We start from the raw sequence: 19,784 nt of genomic DNA on the forward strand, positions 1-19,784 counted from the left end.
CGCCCGGCGACCGGGCGGCGGCCCGGGCCGCGCTGCGCGAGGGCGAACGCGCCGGCCGGGAGACGGCGACCAGGGCCTGCGCGGCGGCGCCGGCGGAGCGGGCCGCGCTGCTCGCCTCCATCGCCGCCGCCCGGGCCACGCACGTGGAGGCGTTGAAGTGACCGCACCGACACCGTCCGGGGCGGCCGGGGCGCTCCGTGCGGCGCTCTCCGCCGAGTACGCCGCGATCTGGGCGTACGGTCCCATCGGGGTACGCCTCACCGGCGCCGCCCGGAACGCCGCGAGGGAGGCGGAGGCCGCGCACCGGCGCCGCCGGGACGGCCTGATCGTGCAGTTGAGCGCCGGCGGCGGGAGCGTCCCGCCGGACCGGGCCGGCTACACGCTGCCGTTCCCGGTCACCGACCCGGCGGGCGCGCTGCGGCTGGCCGTCGAGGTGGAGGAGCGCACGGCCGCGTTCTGGCGGGCCGTGGTCCCGGTCACCACCGGCGTCGACCGGGACCGGGCCCTGGCCGCCCTGGTCGAGTACGCCCTGCGGGCCACCCGCTGGCGACGCACGGCCGGGATGACCCCGCTGACGGTGCCGTTCCCGGGCCGTTCCACCTGACCGCCGCCCCCGCTCCGGTTGCGGGTCGCATACCAGGTATGCATACTCCGTTGCCATGTCCATCCGACACGGTCTGCTCGCCCTGCTCGAACGCGGCCAGATGTACGGCTACCAGCTCCGCGCCGCGTTCGAGGAGTCGACCGGTTCGACCTGGCCGCTGAACATCGGGCAGGTCTACACCACCCTGTCCCGCCTCGAACGCGACGGGCTGGTCCGGTCGCTGCCCGAGAGCGAGGCGGGGCAGCGACCGTACGAGATCACCGACGCCGGGCGGGCGGACCTGGCCCTGTGGTTCGCCACCCCGATCAGCCGCACCGACCGTCCCCGTGACGAGCTGGCGATCAAGCTGGCCCTGGCGTTGACCACCCCCGGGGTCGACGTCCGGTCGGTGGTGCAGACCCAGCGCAGCGCGACCATGCGGGCACTGCAGGAGTTGACCCGGTTGAAGTACGCCAGCGACCGCCCCGAGGACCTGCCGTGGCGGCTCGTGCTGGACGCCATGGTCTTCCAGGCCGAGGCCGAGGTGCGCTGGCTGGACCACTGCGAGACCAGCCTGGTGCGCTACCGTCCGACGGAGCCCGGCCGCGTTCCGACGACGCCCGCCGAGGCGGTGAACCGCACGGACGAGGAGGCGCGACGGTGAACACGGGGACCCCGCCGGCGGACGGGAGCCCGGCCACACCCGTGCTCGACGTGCGTGACGTGCACCGCACCCACGGCGGCGGCGCGGCGGCCGTGCACGCGCTGCGGGGGGTGAGCCTCGCGGTGCACGCGGGGGAACTCGTCGCCGTGATGGGGCCGTCCGGTTCGGGGAAGTCGACCCTGCTCGCCCTGGCCGGCGGGCTGGACGGCCCGACCGCGGGCGAGGTGTACGTGGAGGGCGAGCCCCTCGGCGCCCTGGACCGGCGGCGGCTGGCCCAGGTACGGCGCCGCCGCATCGGCTACGTCTTCCAGGACCTGAACCTGGTCGGCAGCCTCAGCGCCGTGGAGAACGTCGCCCTCCCCCTCGAACTCGACGGCACGGGCGTCCGGCGGGCCCGCCGCCTCGCGCTGGACGCGCTGGCCGAGGTGGGCCTGCCCGAGCTGGGCGACCGGTTCCCCGACCAGCTCTCTGGCGGGCAGCAGCAGCGGGTGGCCATCGCCCGCGCGCTCGTCGGGGAACGCCGGCTGGTGCTCGCCGACGAGCCGACCGGCGCACTGGACTCGCAGACCGGCGAGGCGGTGCTGCACCTGCTGCGCCGACGGGTCGACGCCGGGGCCGCCGCCGTGCTGGTCACCCACGAGGCGCGGCACGCCGCCTGGGCCGACCGGGTGGTCTTCCTGCGCGACGGGGTGCTGGTCGACACGACGGCCCCGCTGGGCAGCGTGGAGCAGCTGTTGAGCGGCAGCGGTCGGTGAGCGCCGGCCGGGGCGGCCGACTCGCCCGGGCGACCGGCTCCTGGTGGGCGGCGCTGCGCATCGCCCGGCGGGAGGCCCGGCGGGCCCGGGGGCGTACGGCGCTGGTGCTGGCGATGATCACGCTCCCGGTGCTGGTGCTGGCCTTCACCGCGGTGAGCTGGCGGATGTCCGAGCTGACCCCGGCCGAACGGGCCGACCGCCAGCTCGGCGCGGCCGACGCGGAGCTGAACTGGGTGGTGCGGCACCCGCTCGTGCAGAGCGCCTGGGGCGACTCCTGGCGCACCGACCCGGAGGACGTGCCCTCAGCCGGGCTCGTCACCGCCGAGCAGGTGAGCGCCCTCCTGCCGGCCGGGAGTCGGGTGGTCCCGCTGCGCCGCTGGGTGTCGTTCGACGCCCGGGTCGGCGAGCGGGTCGACGACGGCCTCGCGGCGCGCGCCGTGGACCTCGCCGACCCGCTCGGCCGGGGGCTGGTCCGGTTCCACTCGGGGCGGGCGCCAGCCGGGCCGGACGAGATCGCGGTCAGCCCGGAGGCGCTGCGCCGCCTCGACGTCGGCCTCGGCGGCACCGTCACCTCCGGCGACGGCGCCCGTTCCTGGCGCGTGGTCGGGGTGGCCGAGTACCCCGACGACCTGGGCGCGGTGGTGACGCTGCACCCGGCGGCGGGTCGCTCGGAGACCGAGCCGGACGTGAGCTGGCTCGTCGACCTGCCCCGCGCCGCCGACGAGGCACTGTTCCGTCGGCTCAACGCGCACGGCGTCCTGGTGCGCGCCCGTGTCGCCGCCCCGGCGTCGGAGACCGTCACGTTCGCGCCGTACGGCCGCTCCGCCATGGACGTGGAGGGGATGAGCGTCTCGGTGCTCGTCGGCGGGCTGGGGCTGCTGGAGGTGGTGCTACTCGTCGGACCGGCCTTCGCGGTCGGCGTACGGCGGCGGCGCCGGGACCTCGCGCTGGTCGCGGTGGCCGGCGGGGACGACACCCACCTGCGCCGGATCGTGCTGGCCGACGGCGTGGTGCTGGGCGCCCTCGGCGCCGCCGCCGGGGTCACGCTGGGCGTCGCCGCCGCGTTCGCCGGCCGGCCCCTGGTGGAGCAGCACCTCTTCGGCGCGCGCTTCGGCGCGTACCGCTGCTGGCCGGAGGCGCTCGCGGCGATCGCCGCCGCCGCGGTGCTGGCCGGGGTGCTGGCCGCGCTGGCCCCGGCCTGGACGGCCGCCCGGCAGGACGTGGTGGCGGGGCTGGCCGGCCGGCGCACCCCGCCCGCGCACCGGCGGCGCTGGCTGACCGCGGGGGTGGCCCTGGCCGTCGGCGGGGCCGCGGTGGCCGCGTTCGGGGCGGCCCGGACGGCACCGGCGGTGATCCTCGCCGGCCTCGTCCTCGGCGAGCTGGGCCTGGTCTTCGCGACCCCGACGCTGGTCGGGCTGCTCGCCCGCCTCGGGCGGTCCCTGCCGCTGGCGCCCCGCATCGCGCTGCGCGACGCCAGCCGCAACCGGTCGTCCACCGCCCCGGCGATCTCCGCCGTGATGGCGGCGGTCGCCGGCAGCGTCGCCGTCGGGGTGTACCTGGCCAGCGACGACGCCCGGTCGGCGACGATGTACCGGCCGACCCTGCCGACCGCCACGGTGCTGGTCACCGGCCCGGGCCCGCACGGCCCGCCGGACCTGTCCCGGGTCAGCGAGGCCGCGCGCGCCCACCTGGGGGCGCGCACGGTGGCGCCGCTGGCGGAGCCCCGCTGCGAGCCGGACACCGGACCGTGCGAGGTCTCGCCGGTGCTGCCCGCCGAGCGTGCCTGCCCGTGGGCACCCGGCGACCGGCTGAGCCCGGCGCAGCAGCGGCAGGCCCGGGCGGACGCCCGCTGCCGCAGGGGACCGGAGGACCACTTCGGCGGGTACTTCCACGTGGTGGTGGACGACGGGGCGGCGCTGCCGGTGCTCACCGGCGCCGCCCCCGCCGAGGTCGCCGCCGCCACCGCCGTGCTGCGGGCGGGCGGCGTGGTGGTGACCGATGCGCGCTACGTGCGCGACGGGCGGGTCGACGTCCAGGTGACCCGCCCCGGGCAGGCCCGGCCCGACACCCCGACCAGCACCACGGTCGCCGGGTATCCGCTGCCCACCGGGCTGGGCACGGACCGGATGCTGCTCTCCCGGGCCGCCGCCGAGCGGCTCGGGCTGACCGTCCACCCGCTCGGCTGGGCGATAGCCGCCGACGGCGTGCCCCCCGGGGACCGGCAGGACCGGTTCGTCGCCGCCGTGCGCCCGCTCGGCGCACAGGTGGAGATCGAGCAGGGTGCCCTGGAGGAGACGGGACGGCCGCTGCTGCTCCTGCTGGCCGCCGCGGCCGGGGTCGTCACCGTGGGCGCCGCCGGCATCGCCACCGGGCTGGCCGCGGCCGAGGGGCGGGCGGACCTGTCCACCCTCGCGGCGGTCGGCGCCGGCCCGGGGCTGCGCCGGCTGCTCTCGCTCTGCCAGTCCGGGGTGATCGCCGTCCTGGGCTCCGTGCTCGGCATCGTCGCCGGCCTCGGCTCGGCGTCGATCATCCTCACCGCCCTCAACCGCCGCTACGCCGGCCTCTGGCCCGTCCCGGAGCCGTACCCGGTGGTGGTGCCGTGGGCCACGCTCGGCGTCCTGGTGGTGGTGCCGGTGGTCGCCATGCTCGGCGCGGGACTCTTCACCCGCTCCCGGCTGCCGATCGAACGACGTCTCGACTGAGCAGCCGGTGGCGGGCACACTGGTCGCCATGCCCGTACTGGGAGCCCTCACCCGCCGGGTCGGCCACCACCGCTGGTTCGGCGCCGCCGTCCGCCTGCTCGTCCCCGCCGACCGGATGGTCGGGCGCCTCACCCGGGGGCGGGTGGTCGCGCTCGGGCTCATCCCGTCGCTGGTCATCACGACCACCGGCCGCCGCTCCGGCAAGCCGCGCAGCAATCCGCTGCTCTACGTGCGCGACGGCGACGCGTACGTGGTGGTGGGCTCCAACTTCGGCCAGACCCACCAGCCCGGCTGGGCGATGAACCTGCGCGCCGACCCCGCCGCCGAGGTGACCGTCAGGGGCCGCCACGTCCCGGTACGCGCCGAGATCGCCACCGGCGCCGAACGGGACCGCCTCTGGAGCCTGCTGGTCACCGAGTGGCCCGCCTACCGGACGTACGCCCAGCGCGCCGGCGGCCGGGAGATCCTCGTCTTCCGGCTGGTGCCCACCGGGCGCGGCGTGCCGGGCGGGCCGGCCGTCCGCGAATAGGCTGCTCCGGTGACCGGCGCCGACGGCCAACCCCACTGCGACGATCCACGGTGGGCGGTCGCGCAGCGGGTCGCCGACGCCGTGCGCCGGCGGTTCCCGGCCGACGTGCTGGCGGTCGCGGTGCACGGCCCGCTGGCCCACGGCGACGACGACGGTGGCGGCGACGGCGAGGTCGGGCTGCTGGTGGTGACCTACCGGCCCGGCGGGGGACCGTCCCCGGCGACCCGGCGGGTCGACGGCGTGCTGGTGGACCTGACCGTCGCCGGCGCGGACGACTACCTGCGCCAGGCCCGGGTGATCTCCCCACTGTGGCCGTTGACCGCCGACCGGTACGTCAGCACCCGGGCGTTGCACGACCCGACCGGCTGGCTGCGCACGCTGCGCGACGCGCACCTGGGCCGGCTGGCCCGGGCCCGGCCGGCCGAGTTCAGCACGGCGGCGCGCCGGGCCTGGTACCGGGGCGGCGCGGCGCACGCCCGGGCCGCCCGACTGGCCGAGTGGTACGAGACCGACCAGGCGCTGCTGATGCTCGGCGAGGCGCGGCTGGCGGCGGCCACGGTGGCCGGGCTGCTCAGCCGCACCTACTTCCGGGACCCGGGCGACGCCGTGCGCCGCACCGGCCTGGCGGGCGCGGACATGACCGAGGTGGGGGCCGTGCTGACCCGCCAGGCGCACGAGCTGGCGGCCCGGGGCCGCCCCGTCGACGGCACGGTCGACGACCTGCTCGACGGCTGAGCGGGCCCCGGTCAGCCGAGGCCGCCCTGCACGCCGATGAGGGTGCCGACGAGGTAGGTGGCGCCGGCCGCCGCGGCTCCGAGCAGGAGCTGACGCAGGCCGCCGGACCACCAGGACCGGGCGGTGAACCGGGCGACCACCGCCCCGGCCACGAAGAGCCCGAGCCCGCCGACCGCGAGCGCCAGCCACAGGCTCGTCGCGCCGAACAGGTAGGTCAGCAGCGGTACCAGCGCCCCGACCGAGAAGAACAGGAACGACGAGATCGCCGCCGCCCAGGGGCTGGGCTGCTCGTCCGGGTCGACGCCGAGCTCCTCCCGGACGTGCACCCGCAGCGCCTCCTCCGGGTTGCGCCGGACGGCCTGGGCGACCTCCATGGCGAGATCGGGCGGCAGTCCCCGGGCGGTCCACGCCGCGGCCAGCTCCCGCGCCTCGGCCTCGGGGTGCCGCTCCAGCTCGCGGCGCTCCTTGGCGACCTCGGCCGCGACCTGTTCGTTGGCCGAGCGGACGCTGGTGTACTCCCCCAGGCCCATCGAGATGGCCCCGGCCACCAGGCCGGCCACGCCGGTGAGCACGACGCTGCGCGGCGACACCCCGCCGCCGGCCACTCCGGCGATCAGGGCGATGTTGGTGACCAGCCCGTCCATCGCCCCGAAGACGGCGGGGCGCAGCCAGCCGCCGGAGACGTCCGCGTGGTGCGCCTCACGCAGCGCCGCCGGGGTGTCCGTCACGGCAGCGTGAGGATCTCGTGGCCGTCCTCGGTCACCAGGATGGTGTGCTCGAACTGGGCCGTCCACCTGCGGTCCTTGGTCACCACCGTCCAGCCGTCGTCCCACATGTCGTACTGGTGGGTGCCGAGGGTGATCATCGGTTCGATGGTGAAGGTCATCCCCGGCTCCATCACGTCCGTCGGGCGGGGGCTGTCGTAGTGCGGCACGTAGAGCCCGCTGTGGAACGCCTCGCCGATGCCGTGGCCGGTGAAGTCGCGGACGACGCCGTAGCCGAAGCGCTTCGCGTACGACTCGATGACCCGGCCGATCACGTTGATCTGGCGGCCCGGGGCGACGGCGCGGATGCCGCGCATCATCGCCTCGTGGGTCCGCTCGACCAGCAGCCGGGCCTCCTCGCTGACCTCGCCCACGCAGAAGGTGGCGTCCGTGTCGCCGTGCACGCCGTCGAGGTAGGCGGTGACGTCCACGTTGATGATGTCGCCGTCGGCGAGCACCGTGGAGTCGGGGATGCCGTGGCAGATCACCTCGTTGAGGCTGGTGCAGCAGGACTTGGGGAAGCCCTTGTAGCCCAACGTCGACGGGTAGGCGCCGTGGTCGCAGAGGAACTCGTGCACGACGCGGTCGATCTCGTCGGTGGTCACGCCGGGCTTGCAGTGCTCGCCGGCGAGCTGGGTGGCCTGCGCGGCGAGCCGGCCGGCGACCCGCATCTTCTCGATGGTCTCCGGTGTCTGCACGTGCGAGCCGCTCCACTGGAGGGGGCGCTTCTTGCCCACGTACTCCGGGCGGACGATGTGGGCGGGCACGGGCCGCAGCGGGGAGAGGGTGCCTGGGGTCAGCGGCGCACGGACGGTCATGCCCCGAGTTTATCGCCGCGCGCGGCGGTGACCCCCGCCACCGCCCGCCCGGAGCGGTTGTTGCCGTGCCAGGCCCGCTGTGCAATTGTGGCTCCGTGGATCAAGGGGGTGGCGCGTCTCCCGTCTTCTCCGCCCAGGCGGAGCTCGACGGCGGCCACCTCCGCGTCCTGGTCACCGGCGAGGTCGACATGGCGACCGCCGACGCGATGTACCAGACCGCCCTGCGGGAGCCGGCCGAGCGGGTGACGCTCGACCTCCGGGCGGTCACCTTCTTCGACTCGGCGGCGATCCACGCCGTGGTCCGGCTCGCCCAGCACCTTCCCGACGCGCTCACCGTCCTGCCCTCGCGGCAGGTCCACCGGGTGCTGGACATCTCCGGCCTGGGTGACCAGGCCTGGCTCCGCCCGGCCTGAGCCCTCCCGGCTCCGGTCCGCCCGCTCCGCGCCGGCCGCGACCCGCAGCGCCGCCGGTCGGCCGCGCCCAGCCCACCAGCCGCCGACCGGGCGCGCTCAGTCCGCCAGCCGCCGGCGCAAAGTCACCTCGGTCCCCTCGGCGGTACGGGTCACCGACAGCTCCCCCAGCGCCTCGATCAGGGACAGCCCCCGCCCCCGGAAACCCGACCCGGTCGATTCCCGCCACCGGCCGCTGTCGCGCACCGTGGCGACCACGGTGCGGTCGGAGATGGTGACCTCGACGCCGATCGTCGGCTCGGCCGGCTCGACCGGGTGCTCGATGGCGTTGGCGGCCGCCTCGGAGATCGCGACGGTCAGGTCGAACAGGTCCGTCTCGGTGACCCGGTGCGCGACGAGGAAGTCCTCCAGCCGCTTGCGCAGCACACTGAGCCGGGTGGGGTCGGCCGGCAGCCGCAGCGCGAACCGGTTGAGTTCGGCGGCCTCCAGGGCGAGCACCGCGACGTCGTCGCGCAGGGGCCGCCCCGCGACCCGCTCCACCACCGCGTCGACCAGGTCGGTCACGTGCTCGCCGGGGGTGGCCGCGTCCTGCCGCAGCAGGCCCAGCGCGGCGTCGATGCCGAGCTTGCGGTCCTCGATCAGCCCGTCGGTGTAGAGCAGCAGCCGGCTCCCGGCGGCAAGCTCCCCCTCCACCGTCCGGTAGATCGTGTCGGGGATCGCCCCGACCGGCGGCCCGAGCGCCCGGTCGTGCAGGAACGCCACGTCGTCGGCCCGGATCAGCAGCGGGGACGGGTGGCCGGCGCTGGCGTAGCGCATCCGACCCGTGCGGGGACTGAACCACAGGCAGAACACGGTCGCGAAGGAGCGCCCCTCGGTCGTGCCGACCAGCCGGTTGAGCCGGGTCAGCGACTCGCCGGGGTCGAAGCCCTCCAGGACGTACGCGCGCAGTCCGTTGCGCAGCTGGCCCATCGCCGCCGCCGCCGGGACGCCCTTGCCCACCACGTCGCCGATGGCCAGCACGAGTTCGTCGTCGCCGAGCGCGATGACGTCGTACCAGTCGCCGCCGACCTCCACGTCGGCGCTACCCGGCAGGTAGCGGCTGGCCACCAGGGCGCCCGGCAGCTGCGGCAGCGACCTGGGCAGCAGGCTGTGCTGCAGCGTGGTGGCGATGCGGTGCTCGGCCTCGTAGAGCTGGGCGTTCTCCAGCCGCACCCCGACCAGCCGGGCCAGCTGGGTGAGCGCGGCCTCGTCGGTGTGTGCCCCGTCGCCGTCGGGGCGCCAGACCCGCAGCTCGCCGAGGCGTTCGCCGGTGGTGCCGGTCAGCGGCAGCACGAAGGACGGCTCGATCGAGGAGAGCCCACCGCCGTCGGCCTCGAAGCGCATCCCGGTGGCGGAGACCACCACGCGGGCGGCCTCGGCGAGGCTCAGCGCGTGCCGCGCGGCGACCTGGAGCACCTCGGCCGTGGAGCGGGCGGTGTTGACCGCCACCGCCGCGTCGGCCAGGGCGCGCAGCCCTCGGATGATCTGGCCGCGGAGCTGGCCCAGCTCGACGTTGGCCCGCACCCGGGCGATCAGCTCCTGCCCGGAGAAGGGCTTGGTGAGGTAGTCGTCGGCGCCCACCGCGAGCCCGGCGACCTCCTCGGCTGACCCGGCCCGCGCGGAGAGCAGCACGATCGGCAGGTGCCGGGTACGCGGGTCCGCGCGCAGCGCGGCGACCAGCCCGAACCCGTCCAGGCGGGGCATCATCACGTCGGTCAGCACCAGGTCGAACGTGCCGTCGACGGCGTGCCGCAGCGCCTCCACTCCGTCGGTGACCGCGACCACCTCCCAGGACGGCGAGAGCAGCCGGGTGACGTGTTCGCGGAGGTCGGCGTTGTCGTCCGCGACGAGGATCCGACCGGCGGCGCCGTTGCCCCGGGGCGACCCGTCGGTGTCGGTCGACGCGGCGGCACCCGTCCAGAGCGCCGTCTCCGCGACGTAGAGGTCGGCGTGCGCCAGTTCGACCTGCGCCGGGGAGCCGGCGTCGACGACCCGCTCGGCCGGCAGGTGCCCGGCACCGAACGGAACGGTCACCGTGAACGTGCTGCCTCCGTCGACGCGGCTGCGGACGGCCACCTCGCCGCCGTGCATCTCGACCAGTTCGCGGACCAGTGCCAGGCCGATCCCGGTGCCCTCGTGGCTGCGCGAGCGCACCCCGGGCACCCGGTGGAAGCGCTCGAAGATCTGCGGCAGTTCCTCCGGCACGATGCCGACGCCCGTGTCGACGACCTCCAGGTGGGCGGCCCCGCCGACCGCGCGGATCCGTACCCGGATCTCGCCGTCGAAGGTGAACTTCACCGCGTTCGAGACGAGATTGAGCACCACCTTCTCCCACATGTCCCGGTCCACGTAGACCGGTGCCGGCAGCGGCGGACAGTCCACGACCAGGCGCAGCCCGGTCCGCTCGGTGGCGGAGCGGAAGGTGCTGGCCAGGCGGGCGGTGTAGTCGGCGAGGTCGGTGGGCTGGTAGCGGGCGGCCAGCCGCCCGGACTCCAGCCGGGAGAAGTCGAGCACCGTGTTGACCAGCTTGAGCAGCCGCAGCGCGTTGCGGTGCATGGTGGCGAGCCGGTCGGCGTACGCCCCCGGCAGCGCCGGATCGGCCAGCAGGTCCTCCAGCGGGCCGAGCACCAGGGTCAGGGGGGTGCGGAACTCGTGGCTGACGTTGGCGAAGAAGTTCGTCTTGGCCCGGTCGAGGGCGGCCAGCTCGGCGGCGCGGGCGCGTTCGTGCTCGTACGCCTGCTGCCGCCCGACCGCCCGGGATATCTGCGCGGCGACCAGGTCGAAGAAGTCGCGGTACTCGTCGGTGAGCGGCAGCCGGCGCGCGACGCCCACCGTCAGCGTCCCGACGGTCTCGTTCCCGGCGGTGATCGGCAGCACCAGCGCCTCGGCGGTCGCGTCGGCCGGGGCCTCGGCGAGCAGGTCCGGCACGGCGACCGTGGCGGCGGTGCCGTTGGCGGCGACCTCGGCCAGCCGCGCCGGCGGGGGCGTGGCGACCGCCCTCGGGTCGACGCCGCTGCACCCGGCCAGCGCCGCCCCGCCCGCCTGGTCCGACAGGTGCACCAGCGCGAACGGTACGTCCGAGCGGTGCCGGTCGAGCACCGTCGCCGCGACCCGACCCAGCTCGGGCGTGCTGTCCACCTCGGCCAGCTCGGTGCCCAGCTCGGCCAGCAGCCGCAGCCGGCGCTCCCCGATGACGCGGCCGGTGGTCTCGTTGACGATGCAGAAGACGCCGTCGACGGTGCCGCCGGCGCCCAGGATCGGGTCGTAGGAGACGTCGAAGTACGTCTCCTCCAGGAAGCCTCGGCGGTCGAGCGGGAAGGGATGGTCCTCGGCGCGGTACGACCGGCCGTCGCGCCGGACGCCCGCCAGGAGCGGCCCGAGCACGCTCCAGGTCTCCGGCCAGTGCTCGCGGGCCGGTTGGCCCAGCACGCCCGGGTGCTTGTCGCCGATCGTCGGTCGGTAGGCGTCGTTGTAGAAGGCCAGCTCGTCCTCGCCCCAGAACATGGCGATCTGCGAGCTGGAGGCGAGCATCAGGCTGATCGCGGAGCAGAGCGCCGGCGGCCAGCGGTCGGGGGTGCCCAGTGGGTGGGCGGACCAGTCGACGCGTTGCAGCAGCTCGCCCATCTCGCCGCCACCGGCGAAGGCGGCAGCCAGCAACGGGGGGAACTCGTCGTCGCGGCCTCCTGCGGACGGGCGACCCTCGTCCACGCCCCCCTGGGCCGAGCTCATAGTGCCTCCCGCTTCGGCCATCACCGCCTCGGCCCGGTGATCCAACCGGCCGTGCCCGTTTGGTACCCCGACGGACGAGCAACGTAACGCATACCGTCCGGCGAGCGCTGGTCATGTCCGCCCCGCTCCGGCCCCCGGTGCCTGTCGACGGTGTCGCGCGCCGGATCCACGCGGGACCGTGGTCGCCCGGAACCCGGACCAGAGCGGCAATTCAGTCCCGCTGACGGGACCGTAGCGAGTGGCCGGAGCGCCGTCGTCGATCGACTGTGATCTGCACCACCCACCGTCGACGTACGCGGTGATCCCGATCGGCGGCCGGCCTACAGCGGGGTGACGTACGCGCCGGTGATGCCGCCGTCCACGACGAACTGCGCGGCGGTCATGAAGGACGAGTCGTCGCTGGCCAGGAACGCCACCGCGGCGGCGATCTCCTCCGGTTTCCCGAACCGCCCCATCGGCACGTGCACCAGCCGGCGGGCGGCCCGCTCCGGGTCGGCGGCGAAGAGTTCCAGCAGCAGCGGGGTGGCGACCGGGCCGGGGCAGAGCGCGTTGACGCGGATGCCCTCCCGGGCGAACTGCACGCCCAGCTCGCGGGTCATCGCCAGCACCCCGCCCTTGCTCGCCGTGTACGCGATCTGCGAGGTGGCCGCCCCCATCAGCGCCACGAACGAGGCGGTGTTGATGATCGAGCCCCGGCCCTGCCGGCGCATGTGCGGGATGACGTGCTTGCAGCAGAGGTAGACGCTGGTGGTGTTGACCCGCAGCACCCGCTCCCAGGCGTCCAGCCCCGTGGTGAGGATGGAGTCGTCCTCCGGCGGGGAGATGCCGGCGTTGTTGAACGCCACGTCGATGCGCCCGTGCCGCTCGGCCACCCCGTCGAACAGGTCCCGTACGGCCGCCTCGTCGGCGACGTCCGTGGCGACGAACTCGCCGCCGACCTCCTCGGCGGCCCGCCCGCCCGCCTCGGGGTCGACGTCCACGCAGACCACCCGGGCCCCCTCGGCGGCGAAGCGCCGCACGGTGGCCAGCCCGATCCCGCTGCCCGCTCCGGTGACCACGGCCACCCGGTCCTCAAGACGACCCCGCACCTGATCACTCCTCCGTCGCGATGAACACGTTCTTGACGTCCGTGAAGGCGTGCAACGCGTCGGGGCCCAGCTCGCGGCCCAGCCCGGAGCGCTTCATCCCGCCGAACGGCGTCCAGTACCGCACCGAGGAGTGCGAGTTGACGCTGAGGTTGCCCGCCTCCACGGCCCGCGCCACCCGCACCGCCCGGCCCACGTCCCGGGTCCAGATCGAGCCGGACAGGCCGTACTCGGTGTCGTTGGCCAGCCGGATCGCGTCGGCCTCGTCGTCGAACGGGAGCACCGAGACGACGGGGCCGAAGATCTCCTCGCGCCAGTGCCGGTCCGCGGGCGAGTCGGCGAGCAGCACCGTCGGGGCGTACCAGAAGCCGGGGCCGTCGGGTCGGGAGCCGGTGAAGGCGACCGTCGCCCCGTCGACGTACCCGGCCACCCGGTCCCGCTGGGCGGCGGAGATCAGCGGGCCCATCTCGGCGGTCTCCCGGGCCGGGTCCTCCACCCGCAGCGCGCGCACCGCCGGTTCGAGCAGCTCCAGGAACCGGTCGTACGCCGGCCGCTGGACCAGGATCCGCGAGCGGGCGCAGCAGTCCTGGCCGGCGTTGTCGAAGACGGCGTACGGGGCGGTCGCCGCCGCCCGCTCCAGGTCGGCGTCGGCGAAGACGAGGTTGGCGCTCTTGCCGCCCAGCTCCAGGGTCAGCCGCTTCACCTGGGCGGCGCAGCCGGCCATGATCCGGGTGCCCACCTCGGTGGAGCCCGTGAAGCAGACCTTACGTACGGCGGGGTGGGTGACGAAGCGTTCCCCCACCACCGACCCGGCGCCCGGCAGCACGGTGAACACGTCGTCGGGCAGGCCCGCCTCTCGCGCCAGCTCGGCCAGGCGCAGCGCGGTCAGCGGGGTCAGCTCCGCGGGCTTGAGCACCACGGTGTTGCCGGCGGCGAGGGCCGGCGCGAAGCCCCAGGCGGCGATCGGCATCGGGAAGTTCCACGGCACGATCACCCCGACCACGCCGAGCGGCTCGTGGAACGTCACGTCCAGCCCGCCCGGCACCGGGATCTGCCGTCCGGTGAGCCGCTCCGGCGCGCCCGCGTAGTAGTCGAGGACGTCGCGGACGTTGCCCGCCTCCCACCGCGCGTTGCCGATGGTGTGCCCGGAGTTGCGCACCTCCAGCCGCGCCAGCTCCTCCAGGTGCGCGTCGACCACCGCCGCGAACCGGCGCAGCACCCGCGCCCGCTCCCCCGGCGCCGTCCCGCGCCACCGCGCGAAGGCCGCGTCGGCCCGCGCGATCGCCGCGTCGACCTCGTCGGGCGTCGTGGCGGCCACGAGCCCCACGACCTCCCCGGTGGCCGGATCCACCACCTCACTCAAGCCCACCCCTCCCCTCTCCCGGCCGCCCCGCGGTACTGCGGCGTCGATCATGCAGTTGTGGTGCCTCACGAAAGCCACGGATCGCCACCTACCGCCCACCACAACTCCATGATCGACGGGGTGAGGGGCGGGTCAGAGGCGTTCGAAGCCACGGAAGAGCTCCCAGTCCGTCACGGCGGCGTCGTAGGCCGTCAGCTCGACCCGCGCCTGGTTGGCGTAGTGGGCCACCACCTCGTCGCCGAACGCCTCGGCGGCCACCGACGAGTCCGCCCAGAGCGCCAGGGCGTCGCGGAGCGTGCCGGGGACCCGGTCGGCGGCCGGGTCGTCGTAGGCGTTGCCGGTGCACTCCTCGCCCAGTTCCAGCTCCCGCTCGATGCCGTGCACGGCGCCGGCGACGAGTGCCGCGATCGCCAGGTACGGGTTCACGTCCGCGCCCGGCACCCGGTTCTCCACCCGCATCCCCTGCCCGTGCCCGACCAGCCGCAGGGCGCAGGTGCGGTTGTCCGTGCCCCAACGCAGCGCGGTGGGCGCGAACGATCCGGGCTGGTAGCGCTTGTACGAGTTGATGTTCGGGGCGAACAGGAGGCTGAACTCGCGCATGGTGGCCAGCAGCCCGGCCAGCACGCGCTGCCCGGTCGTCGACAGGTGCGCGGGCCCGTCGCCGAGCATCGCGGAGCGGCCCTCGGCGTCACGCAGCGAGAAGTGGATGTGGCAGGAGTTGCCCTCCCGCGCGTTCGGCTTGGCCATGAAGGTGATCGACATGCCCTCCTGGGCGGCGATCTCCTTCGCCCCGTTCTTGTAGATCACGTGGTGGTCGGCGCAGGCCACCGCCTCGTCGTAGCGGAAGGCGATCTCGTGCTGGCCGAGGTTGCACTCCCCCTTCGCGCTCTCCGGGGTGAGCCCCGCCCCGGCCATCTCCCGGCGGATGCGGCGCAGCAGCGGCTCCACCCGGGCGGTGCCGAGCAGCGAGTAGTCCACGTTGTACTGGTTCGCCGGGGTCAGGTCGCGGTAGCCGCGCCGCCAGGCGTCCTCGTACGAGTCGCGGAACAGCACGAACTCCAACTCGGTGCCGGCGTACGCGGTCAGCCCGTGCGCGGCCAGCCGGTCGAGCTGCCTGCGCAGGATCTGCCGGGGCGAGGCGATCACCGGGGAGCCGTCCAGCCAGGCCAGGTCGGCCAGGAGCAGCACGCTGCCCGGCTGCCAGGGCACCCGGCGCAGCGTGTCGAGGTCCGGCACCATGGCGAAGTCGCCGTAGCCGCGTTCCCAGCTCGACATCGCGTAGCCGTCGACGGTGTTCATGTCGACGTCCACCGCCAGCAGATAGTTGCAGCCCTCGCTGCCGTGCGCGGCCACCTCGTCCAGGAAGTAGGGCGCGTGGAACCGCTTGCCCTGCAACCGGCCCTGCATGTCGACCAGGGCCAGCACGACGGTGTCGATCTCGCCCTCGGCGACGGCGACCCGCAGTTGTTCCAACGTGAGCGGAGCTTTCCTCATCGGCGGGCCTCCATCACCAAGGTCTACTGGCTGAACCGGTCGACCGTCAATGCCCTGCCCGGCGTGCCGGCAACCGCCCCGGGGCCGCCGGGTGTCGCCGGACGGGCCCTGTCGAGCTGCCCCGTCCATGGGAACGGCGCCCGGCGAACGGCCCGCCCGACGCTCCCGCCGACCGGCCGGGCCACCGGGCCAATTGCGTTGCCGTGCCTGCGGGTACGAGGCATGCTTGAGCCCGTGACCAGGCCCGATCGCGACGGGCCACCGCCGGGCGCTCGGACCGCCCGGCACGCGGCGGCGCGGGGCACGTCACCTCTCTCTCACCGTACGGCGCTGCGCCGTACCCGACGCCCGCCCCGCGCCGCCGCCCGCGCCACCCTCACGCCATGAGCAGGCCGACGCCCCAGAGCGCGGCGACGAGCAGGCCGGCGAGGAACTCGACCAGCATGGACAGGCCGGCCGCCGCCACGGCCTGCTTCGTCGCCGGCCAGGCCAGCCGGGAGTCGCCCAGCCGCAGCCGCTCCGCCGCCCACACCCCACCGACGAAGCCGAGCACCAGCCCGATCACCGGGATCACGAAGAAGCCGACCAGCCCCAGCAGGCCACCGGCGAGCAGCGACGAGGTGGGCACACCCGTACGTTTCAGGTTCCGCCCCGGCCAGGCGTACTTGACGACGACCCCGCCGGCAGCGACCACCGTCGCGGCGGCGAGCACCGCCCAGCGGCCGGGCCCCGCGCCGCCGAAGACCGCCCAGACCAGCACCCCGCCCCAGCACAGCGGCAGCGCCGGCAGGCCGGGCACCACCACCCCGGCCAACCCGGCGAGGATCGCCAGCCCGGCGAGTACGGCGACCGTCGTCTCGCTGTCCGTCAGACTCATCCCGTCGGCCCCCGATCCTCGGCGCGCAGGCGGGCGGTGATCTCGGCCGCCGCGGCGGGCGGGCCGAAGAAGCGCCCCTGCCCGGTGTCGCAGCGCAGGGCGCGCAGCCGCTCCGCCTGCACCTCGGTCTCCACCGCCTCGGCGGTCACCCACAGCTCCAGCGCGTGCGCCAGCCGGACCAGCGCGTCCACGATCCGCTCGTCCCGGTGGTCGGCCACCGCCTCGGCGTCCTCGCCCCGGATGCCCTCGACGAACGGCCCGGCCAGCTTCAGGCAGTGGATCGGCAACCGGCGCAGGTACGCGAGGTTGGAGTAGCCGGTGCCGAAGTCGTCGATGGCCATCCGTACGCCGAGGGCGGCCAGCCGGTGCAGCGACCGCAGCGGCTCCCCGGCGGTGCCCATCACCGCGCTCTCGGTCAGCTCCAGTTGCAGCAGGTCCGCCGGTAGCCCGGTGGAGGCGAGCGCGTCGGCGACGGTGTCCACGATCCCCGGGTCGTCGGCCTGCCGGGCGGCCAGGTTGACGCTGACCACCAGCTGGGCCCGGGGAAACTCGCGCCGCCACGCCTCCGCGTCCCGGCAGGCCTGCCGCAGCACCCACTCGCCGAGCCGGACGATCAGGCCGGTCTCCTCGGCCAGCCCGATGAACCGGTCCGGCCCGATCAGCCCCAGCTCCGGGTGCTGCCACCGGACCAGTGCCTCCACGGCCAGCATCGAGCCCTCCAGCAGGGACACGATGGGCTGGTAGTGCACGACGAACTCGCCCCGGTCCAGCGCCGCCGGCAGCCCGGCGGCGAGGGCGGAACGGGCGATGTCCCGGGCGCCGCGCTCCGGGTCGTAGACCGCCCACCGGCCCCGTCCCTCCGCCTTGGCCCAGTAGAGCGTGGTGTCGGCGGCCTTCATCAACTCCGAGGCGCTCGTCCCGCCGACCGGGCACTCGACGATGCCGACGCTCGCCGACACCGCGAGCTGGTGCTCGCCGATGCGGACCGGGGCGGAGACCGCGGCCAGCGCCATCTCGGCGACCTGCACCGCGTCGTCGATGCCGGCGCCGTCGTCGACCAGGATGACGAACTCGTCGCCGCCCATCCGGGCGACGAGGTGGCCGCGCCCCGCGACGCAGTCCGCCAGCCGCCTGGCGATGACCACGAGCAGCCGGTCGCCGAGGTCGTGGCCGAGGCTGTCGTTGACCGCCTTGAAGCCGTCCAGGTCGAGGAAGCAGACCCCGACCCGCTGGGCCGCGGCGGCGTCGTCGAAGACCCGGCCCAGCGTCTCGAAGAACAGGGTCCGGTTGGGCAGGCCGGTGAGCGGGTCGTGCAGCGCCTGGAAGCGCAGCCGCTGCTGCAGCTCGTACCGCTCGGTGATGTCCTCGATCATCGCGACGGTGAACCGGGGTCGGCCGTCGTCGTGGCGGATCAGGGAGACGGACAGGTCCGTCCAGACCACGCTGCCGTCCTTGCGGTAGTAGCGCTTCTCCACCCGCGCCCTGTCCTGCTTGCCCTCGATCAGCTCCTGGTAGAGCTCCCACATGCCGGCCGCGTCGTCGGGGTGGAACAGCGAGGCCACGTTGGTCTGCCGCAGCTCCTCGATCGAATAGCCGAGCATGCCCGCGAACGCCTGGTTGACGTCGATGATCTGACCGTCGACACCGGCGATGCCGATGCCCGTGGCCGCCCCCACGAAGACCGCCCGGAACCGGGCCTCGCTGTCGCGCAGAGCCTGCTCCACCTCGTCGCGGGCTTGCCAGGCGGAGCGGGCGATCCGCTCCTGCTGGGCGAACGTGCGGTCGCGCAGGGCCCGTGCGAAGCCGGCGGCGAGCCCGCCCTGCAACGCCGCGACCCGTTGCGCCGTCCCGTCCCGGTGGGCCCGGTCCGGCGCGACCTGGGAGAGGAACCGGTCGCCGAGGGCCCGCACCGACCAGTCGAGCACCCGGGGCTCGGTCAGGTGCTCCTCGACCAGCGCGCGCCCCACCTCCTCGGCCGGCAGGGGCGAGAACGGCTCGGCCAGCAGGGCCCGGGCCAGCCGGACGGTGTGCAGGTGCAGCAGGCGTTCGGTCTCGGCCGCGCTGAGCGGCACGAACCCGAGCCGACGCACCGCCCGGGCCCACTCGGCCGCGTACCGCTGGGCGCCCGACCGGCTGAGGTCGTCGCCGCCGGGCTCCGGGACGGCGCCCATCGGCTCAGGCGGTCAGCTGGTCGTACCGGGCGACGCCGCCGAAGGCGCCGAACCGCTCGGGGTGCTCGTCCACGTCGGAGGGCGAGTCGGGGCGCCAGAGCGGCATGTGCACCACGCCCGGCTCCAGCAGCGTCCAGTCGCCGAAGAAGCTCGTCACCTCGGCCCGGGAGCGCAGCGTGATCTCGGTGTCGGTACGCGCCGAGAGGCGCTGCGCGTCGAGCATCTCCTGCGGCTGGTCCTCGAACGTGGAGTGCGAGATGACCAGGTGGCTGCCCGGGGCCGCGGCGGCCCGGAGGGTGGCCAGGACGTCGCCGGGGCGGTCCGCGTCGGGAACGAAGTGCACCACCCCGGCGAGCAGGATGCCCAGCGGCCGGCCGAAGTCGAGCAGCCCGAGGTCACGGGCCCCGGCCAGGATCCGCTCCGGCTCGCGCAGGTCGCCGTGGATCACCCCGGTCAGCTCGTCGCCGGCGAGCAGCTCCCGGCTGTGCGCCACCGCGACCGGATCGATGTCGACGTAGACCACCCGGGCCTTCGGGTTGGCCGCCCGGGCGACCTCGTGCACGTTGCCGACCGTGGGGATGCCGGAGCCGATGTCGAGGAACTGGTCGATGCCGGCGTCGAGCAGCGTCCGCACGGCGCGGCGCAGGAACTCCCGACCGGCGCGCATGGTCGCCGCCAGGTTCGGGGTCATGCTGGCGATCTGCTCGGCGAGCTGCCGGTCGATCTCGAAGTTGTGCGCCCCGCCGAGGAAGTAGTCGTACACCCGGGCCGCGCTCGGCCGGGAGAGGTCGATCTCGGCGGGAAGTCCGTCCGGCATCTGCACTGCTGCACCTCATGGTCGTCGCCGCGGTGCGGGAGGCAACCGCTGCCGGGGTGCGAGGGCACGCGCGGCACCGGCCGACCCGCGGGTCGTGTGGTGCTCACCACTCTAGGCCGCGCGGCACCGGCTCCGGGAGATCCCATGACCCACTTCGTCGGCCCGTCCGGCCCCCCGTCCACGGGCCGGACAGCGCACCCGGGCCGGTCCCCGTCGCGGCGCGGACGCCGAGCGTGGACGGGCGGTGGC

General features: G+C 75.1%; 16 protein-coding genes. 7 read left to right on the plus strand and 9 right to left on the minus strand.

All coding sequences use genetic code 11. From position 1 onward, the window contains the following. Window positions 1-157 precede the first annotated feature (157 nt). The 6 genes from V6U77_RS16520 to V6U77_RS16545 are packed head-to-tail and all read left to right on the plus strand — an operon-like array spanning window position 158 to window position 5,968. Window positions 158-604, plus strand: coding sequence for a ferritin-like domain-containing protein (locus V6U77_RS16520; protein WP_334607220.1), 447 nt, complete (start codon window positions 158-160; stop codon window positions 602-604). Window positions 605-659: 55 nt separating this feature from the next. After that, complete coding sequence (locus V6U77_RS16525; protein WP_334607221.1) at window positions 660-1,247, plus strand: PadR family transcriptional regulator; 588 nt, start codon at window positions 660-662, stop codon at window positions 1,245-1,247. After that, window positions 1,244-2,002 carry an ABC transporter ATP-binding protein gene (locus tag V6U77_RS16530; RefSeq protein WP_334607222.1) on the plus strand — a complete coding sequence of 253 codons (759 nt, stop codon included), beginning with the start codon at window positions 1,244-1,246 and terminating at the stop codon, window positions 2,000-2,002. The genes V6U77_RS16525 and V6U77_RS16530 overlap by 4 nt, the downstream gene beginning before the upstream one ends. After that, complete coding sequence (locus tag V6U77_RS16535; RefSeq protein ID WP_334607223.1) at window positions 1,999-4,704, plus strand: FtsX-like permease family protein; 2,706 nt, start codon at window positions 1,999-2,001, stop codon at window positions 4,702-4,704. Before V6U77_RS16530 ends, V6U77_RS16535 begins: the two co-directional genes overlap by 4 nt. Before the next feature lie 28 nt (window positions 4,705-4,732). Further along, entirely contained in the window at window positions 4,733-5,233 is a 501-nt protein-coding gene (locus V6U77_RS16540) for a nitroreductase/quinone reductase family protein (protein WP_334607224.1), read from the plus strand. 9 nt (window positions 5,234-5,242) lie between these two features. Beyond that, window positions 5,243-5,968 (plus strand): nucleotidyltransferase domain-containing protein, encoded by a 726-nt coding sequence (locus tag V6U77_RS16545; RefSeq protein ID WP_334607225.1) that lies wholly within the window; start codon window positions 5,243-5,245, stop codon window positions 5,966-5,968. Window positions 5,969-5,979: 11 nt separating this feature from the next. On the opposite strand, the gene V6U77_RS16550 is transcribed toward V6U77_RS16545, so the two are convergent. Both V6U77_RS16550 and map read right to left on the minus strand, forming a co-directional pair. After that, window positions 5,980-6,696: a VIT1/CCC1 transporter family protein gene (locus V6U77_RS16550; RefSeq protein WP_334607226.1), complete on the minus strand. Its 717-nt coding sequence runs from the start codon at window positions 6,694-6,696 to the stop codon at window positions 5,980-5,982. After that, a complete protein-coding gene (gene map, locus V6U77_RS16555) occupies window positions 6,693-7,550 on the minus strand; it encodes a type I methionyl aminopeptidase (RefSeq protein WP_334607227.1) in 858 nt (285 codons plus the stop codon). Before map ends, V6U77_RS16550 begins: the two co-directional genes overlap by 4 nt. Before the next feature lie 95 nt (window positions 7,551-7,645). Here map and V6U77_RS16560 point away from each other — a divergent pair, with 95 nt between their 5' ends. Further along, window positions 7,646-7,963, plus strand: coding sequence for an STAS domain-containing protein (locus V6U77_RS16560; protein ID WP_334607228.1), 318 nt, complete (start codon window positions 7,646-7,648; stop codon window positions 7,961-7,963). A gap of 96 nt (window positions 7,964-8,059) precedes the next feature. Here the strand turns inward: V6U77_RS16560 and V6U77_RS16565 are convergent, their stop codons facing one another. From V6U77_RS16565 to V6U77_RS16595, 7 genes are all read right to left on the minus strand, one after another. After that, window positions 8,060-11,728, minus strand: coding sequence for a SpoIIE family protein phosphatase (locus tag V6U77_RS16565; protein WP_334607229.1), 3,669 nt, complete (start codon window positions 11,726-11,728; stop codon window positions 8,060-8,062). Between the two features lie 320 nt (window positions 11,729-12,048). Continuing rightward, window positions 12,049-12,816 carry a 3-oxoacyl-ACP reductase gene (locus tag V6U77_RS16570; RefSeq protein ID WP_334607230.1) on the minus strand — a complete coding sequence of 256 codons (768 nt, stop codon included), beginning with the start codon at window positions 12,814-12,816 and terminating at the stop codon, window positions 12,049-12,051. 4 nt (window positions 12,817-12,820) lie between these two features. After that, a complete protein-coding gene (locus V6U77_RS16575) occupies window positions 12,821-14,176 on the minus strand; it encodes an aldehyde dehydrogenase family protein (protein WP_442934445.1) in 1,356 nt (451 codons plus the stop codon). A 132-nt stretch (window positions 14,177-14,308) separates the two neighbouring features. Next, complete coding sequence (locus V6U77_RS16580) at window positions 14,309-15,670, minus strand: glutamine synthetase family protein (RefSeq protein WP_334607232.1); 1,362 nt, start codon at window positions 15,668-15,670, stop codon at window positions 14,309-14,311. A gap of 376 nt (window positions 15,671-16,046) precedes the next feature. Further along, a complete protein-coding gene (locus V6U77_RS16585) occupies window positions 16,047-16,547 on the minus strand; it encodes a DUF456 domain-containing protein (RefSeq protein WP_334607233.1) in 501 nt (166 codons plus the stop codon). Continuing rightward, complete coding sequence (locus V6U77_RS16590) at window positions 16,544-18,718, minus strand: putative bifunctional diguanylate cyclase/phosphodiesterase (RefSeq protein WP_334607234.1); 2,175 nt, start codon at window positions 18,716-18,718, stop codon at window positions 16,544-16,546. The genes V6U77_RS16585 and V6U77_RS16590 overlap by 4 nt, the downstream gene beginning before the upstream one ends. A 4-nt stretch (window positions 18,719-18,722) precedes the next feature. Then, window positions 18,723-19,541: an SAM-dependent methyltransferase gene (locus V6U77_RS16595; protein WP_334607235.1), complete on the minus strand. Its 819-nt coding sequence runs from the start codon at window positions 19,539-19,541 to the stop codon at window positions 18,723-18,725. Between the last annotated feature and the right edge of the window lie 243 nt (window positions 19,542-19,784).

The organism is Micromonospora sp. CPCC 205546 (assembly GCF_036902715.1).
GTDB lineage: Bacteria > Actinomycetota > Actinomycetes > Mycobacteriales > Micromonosporaceae > Micromonospora.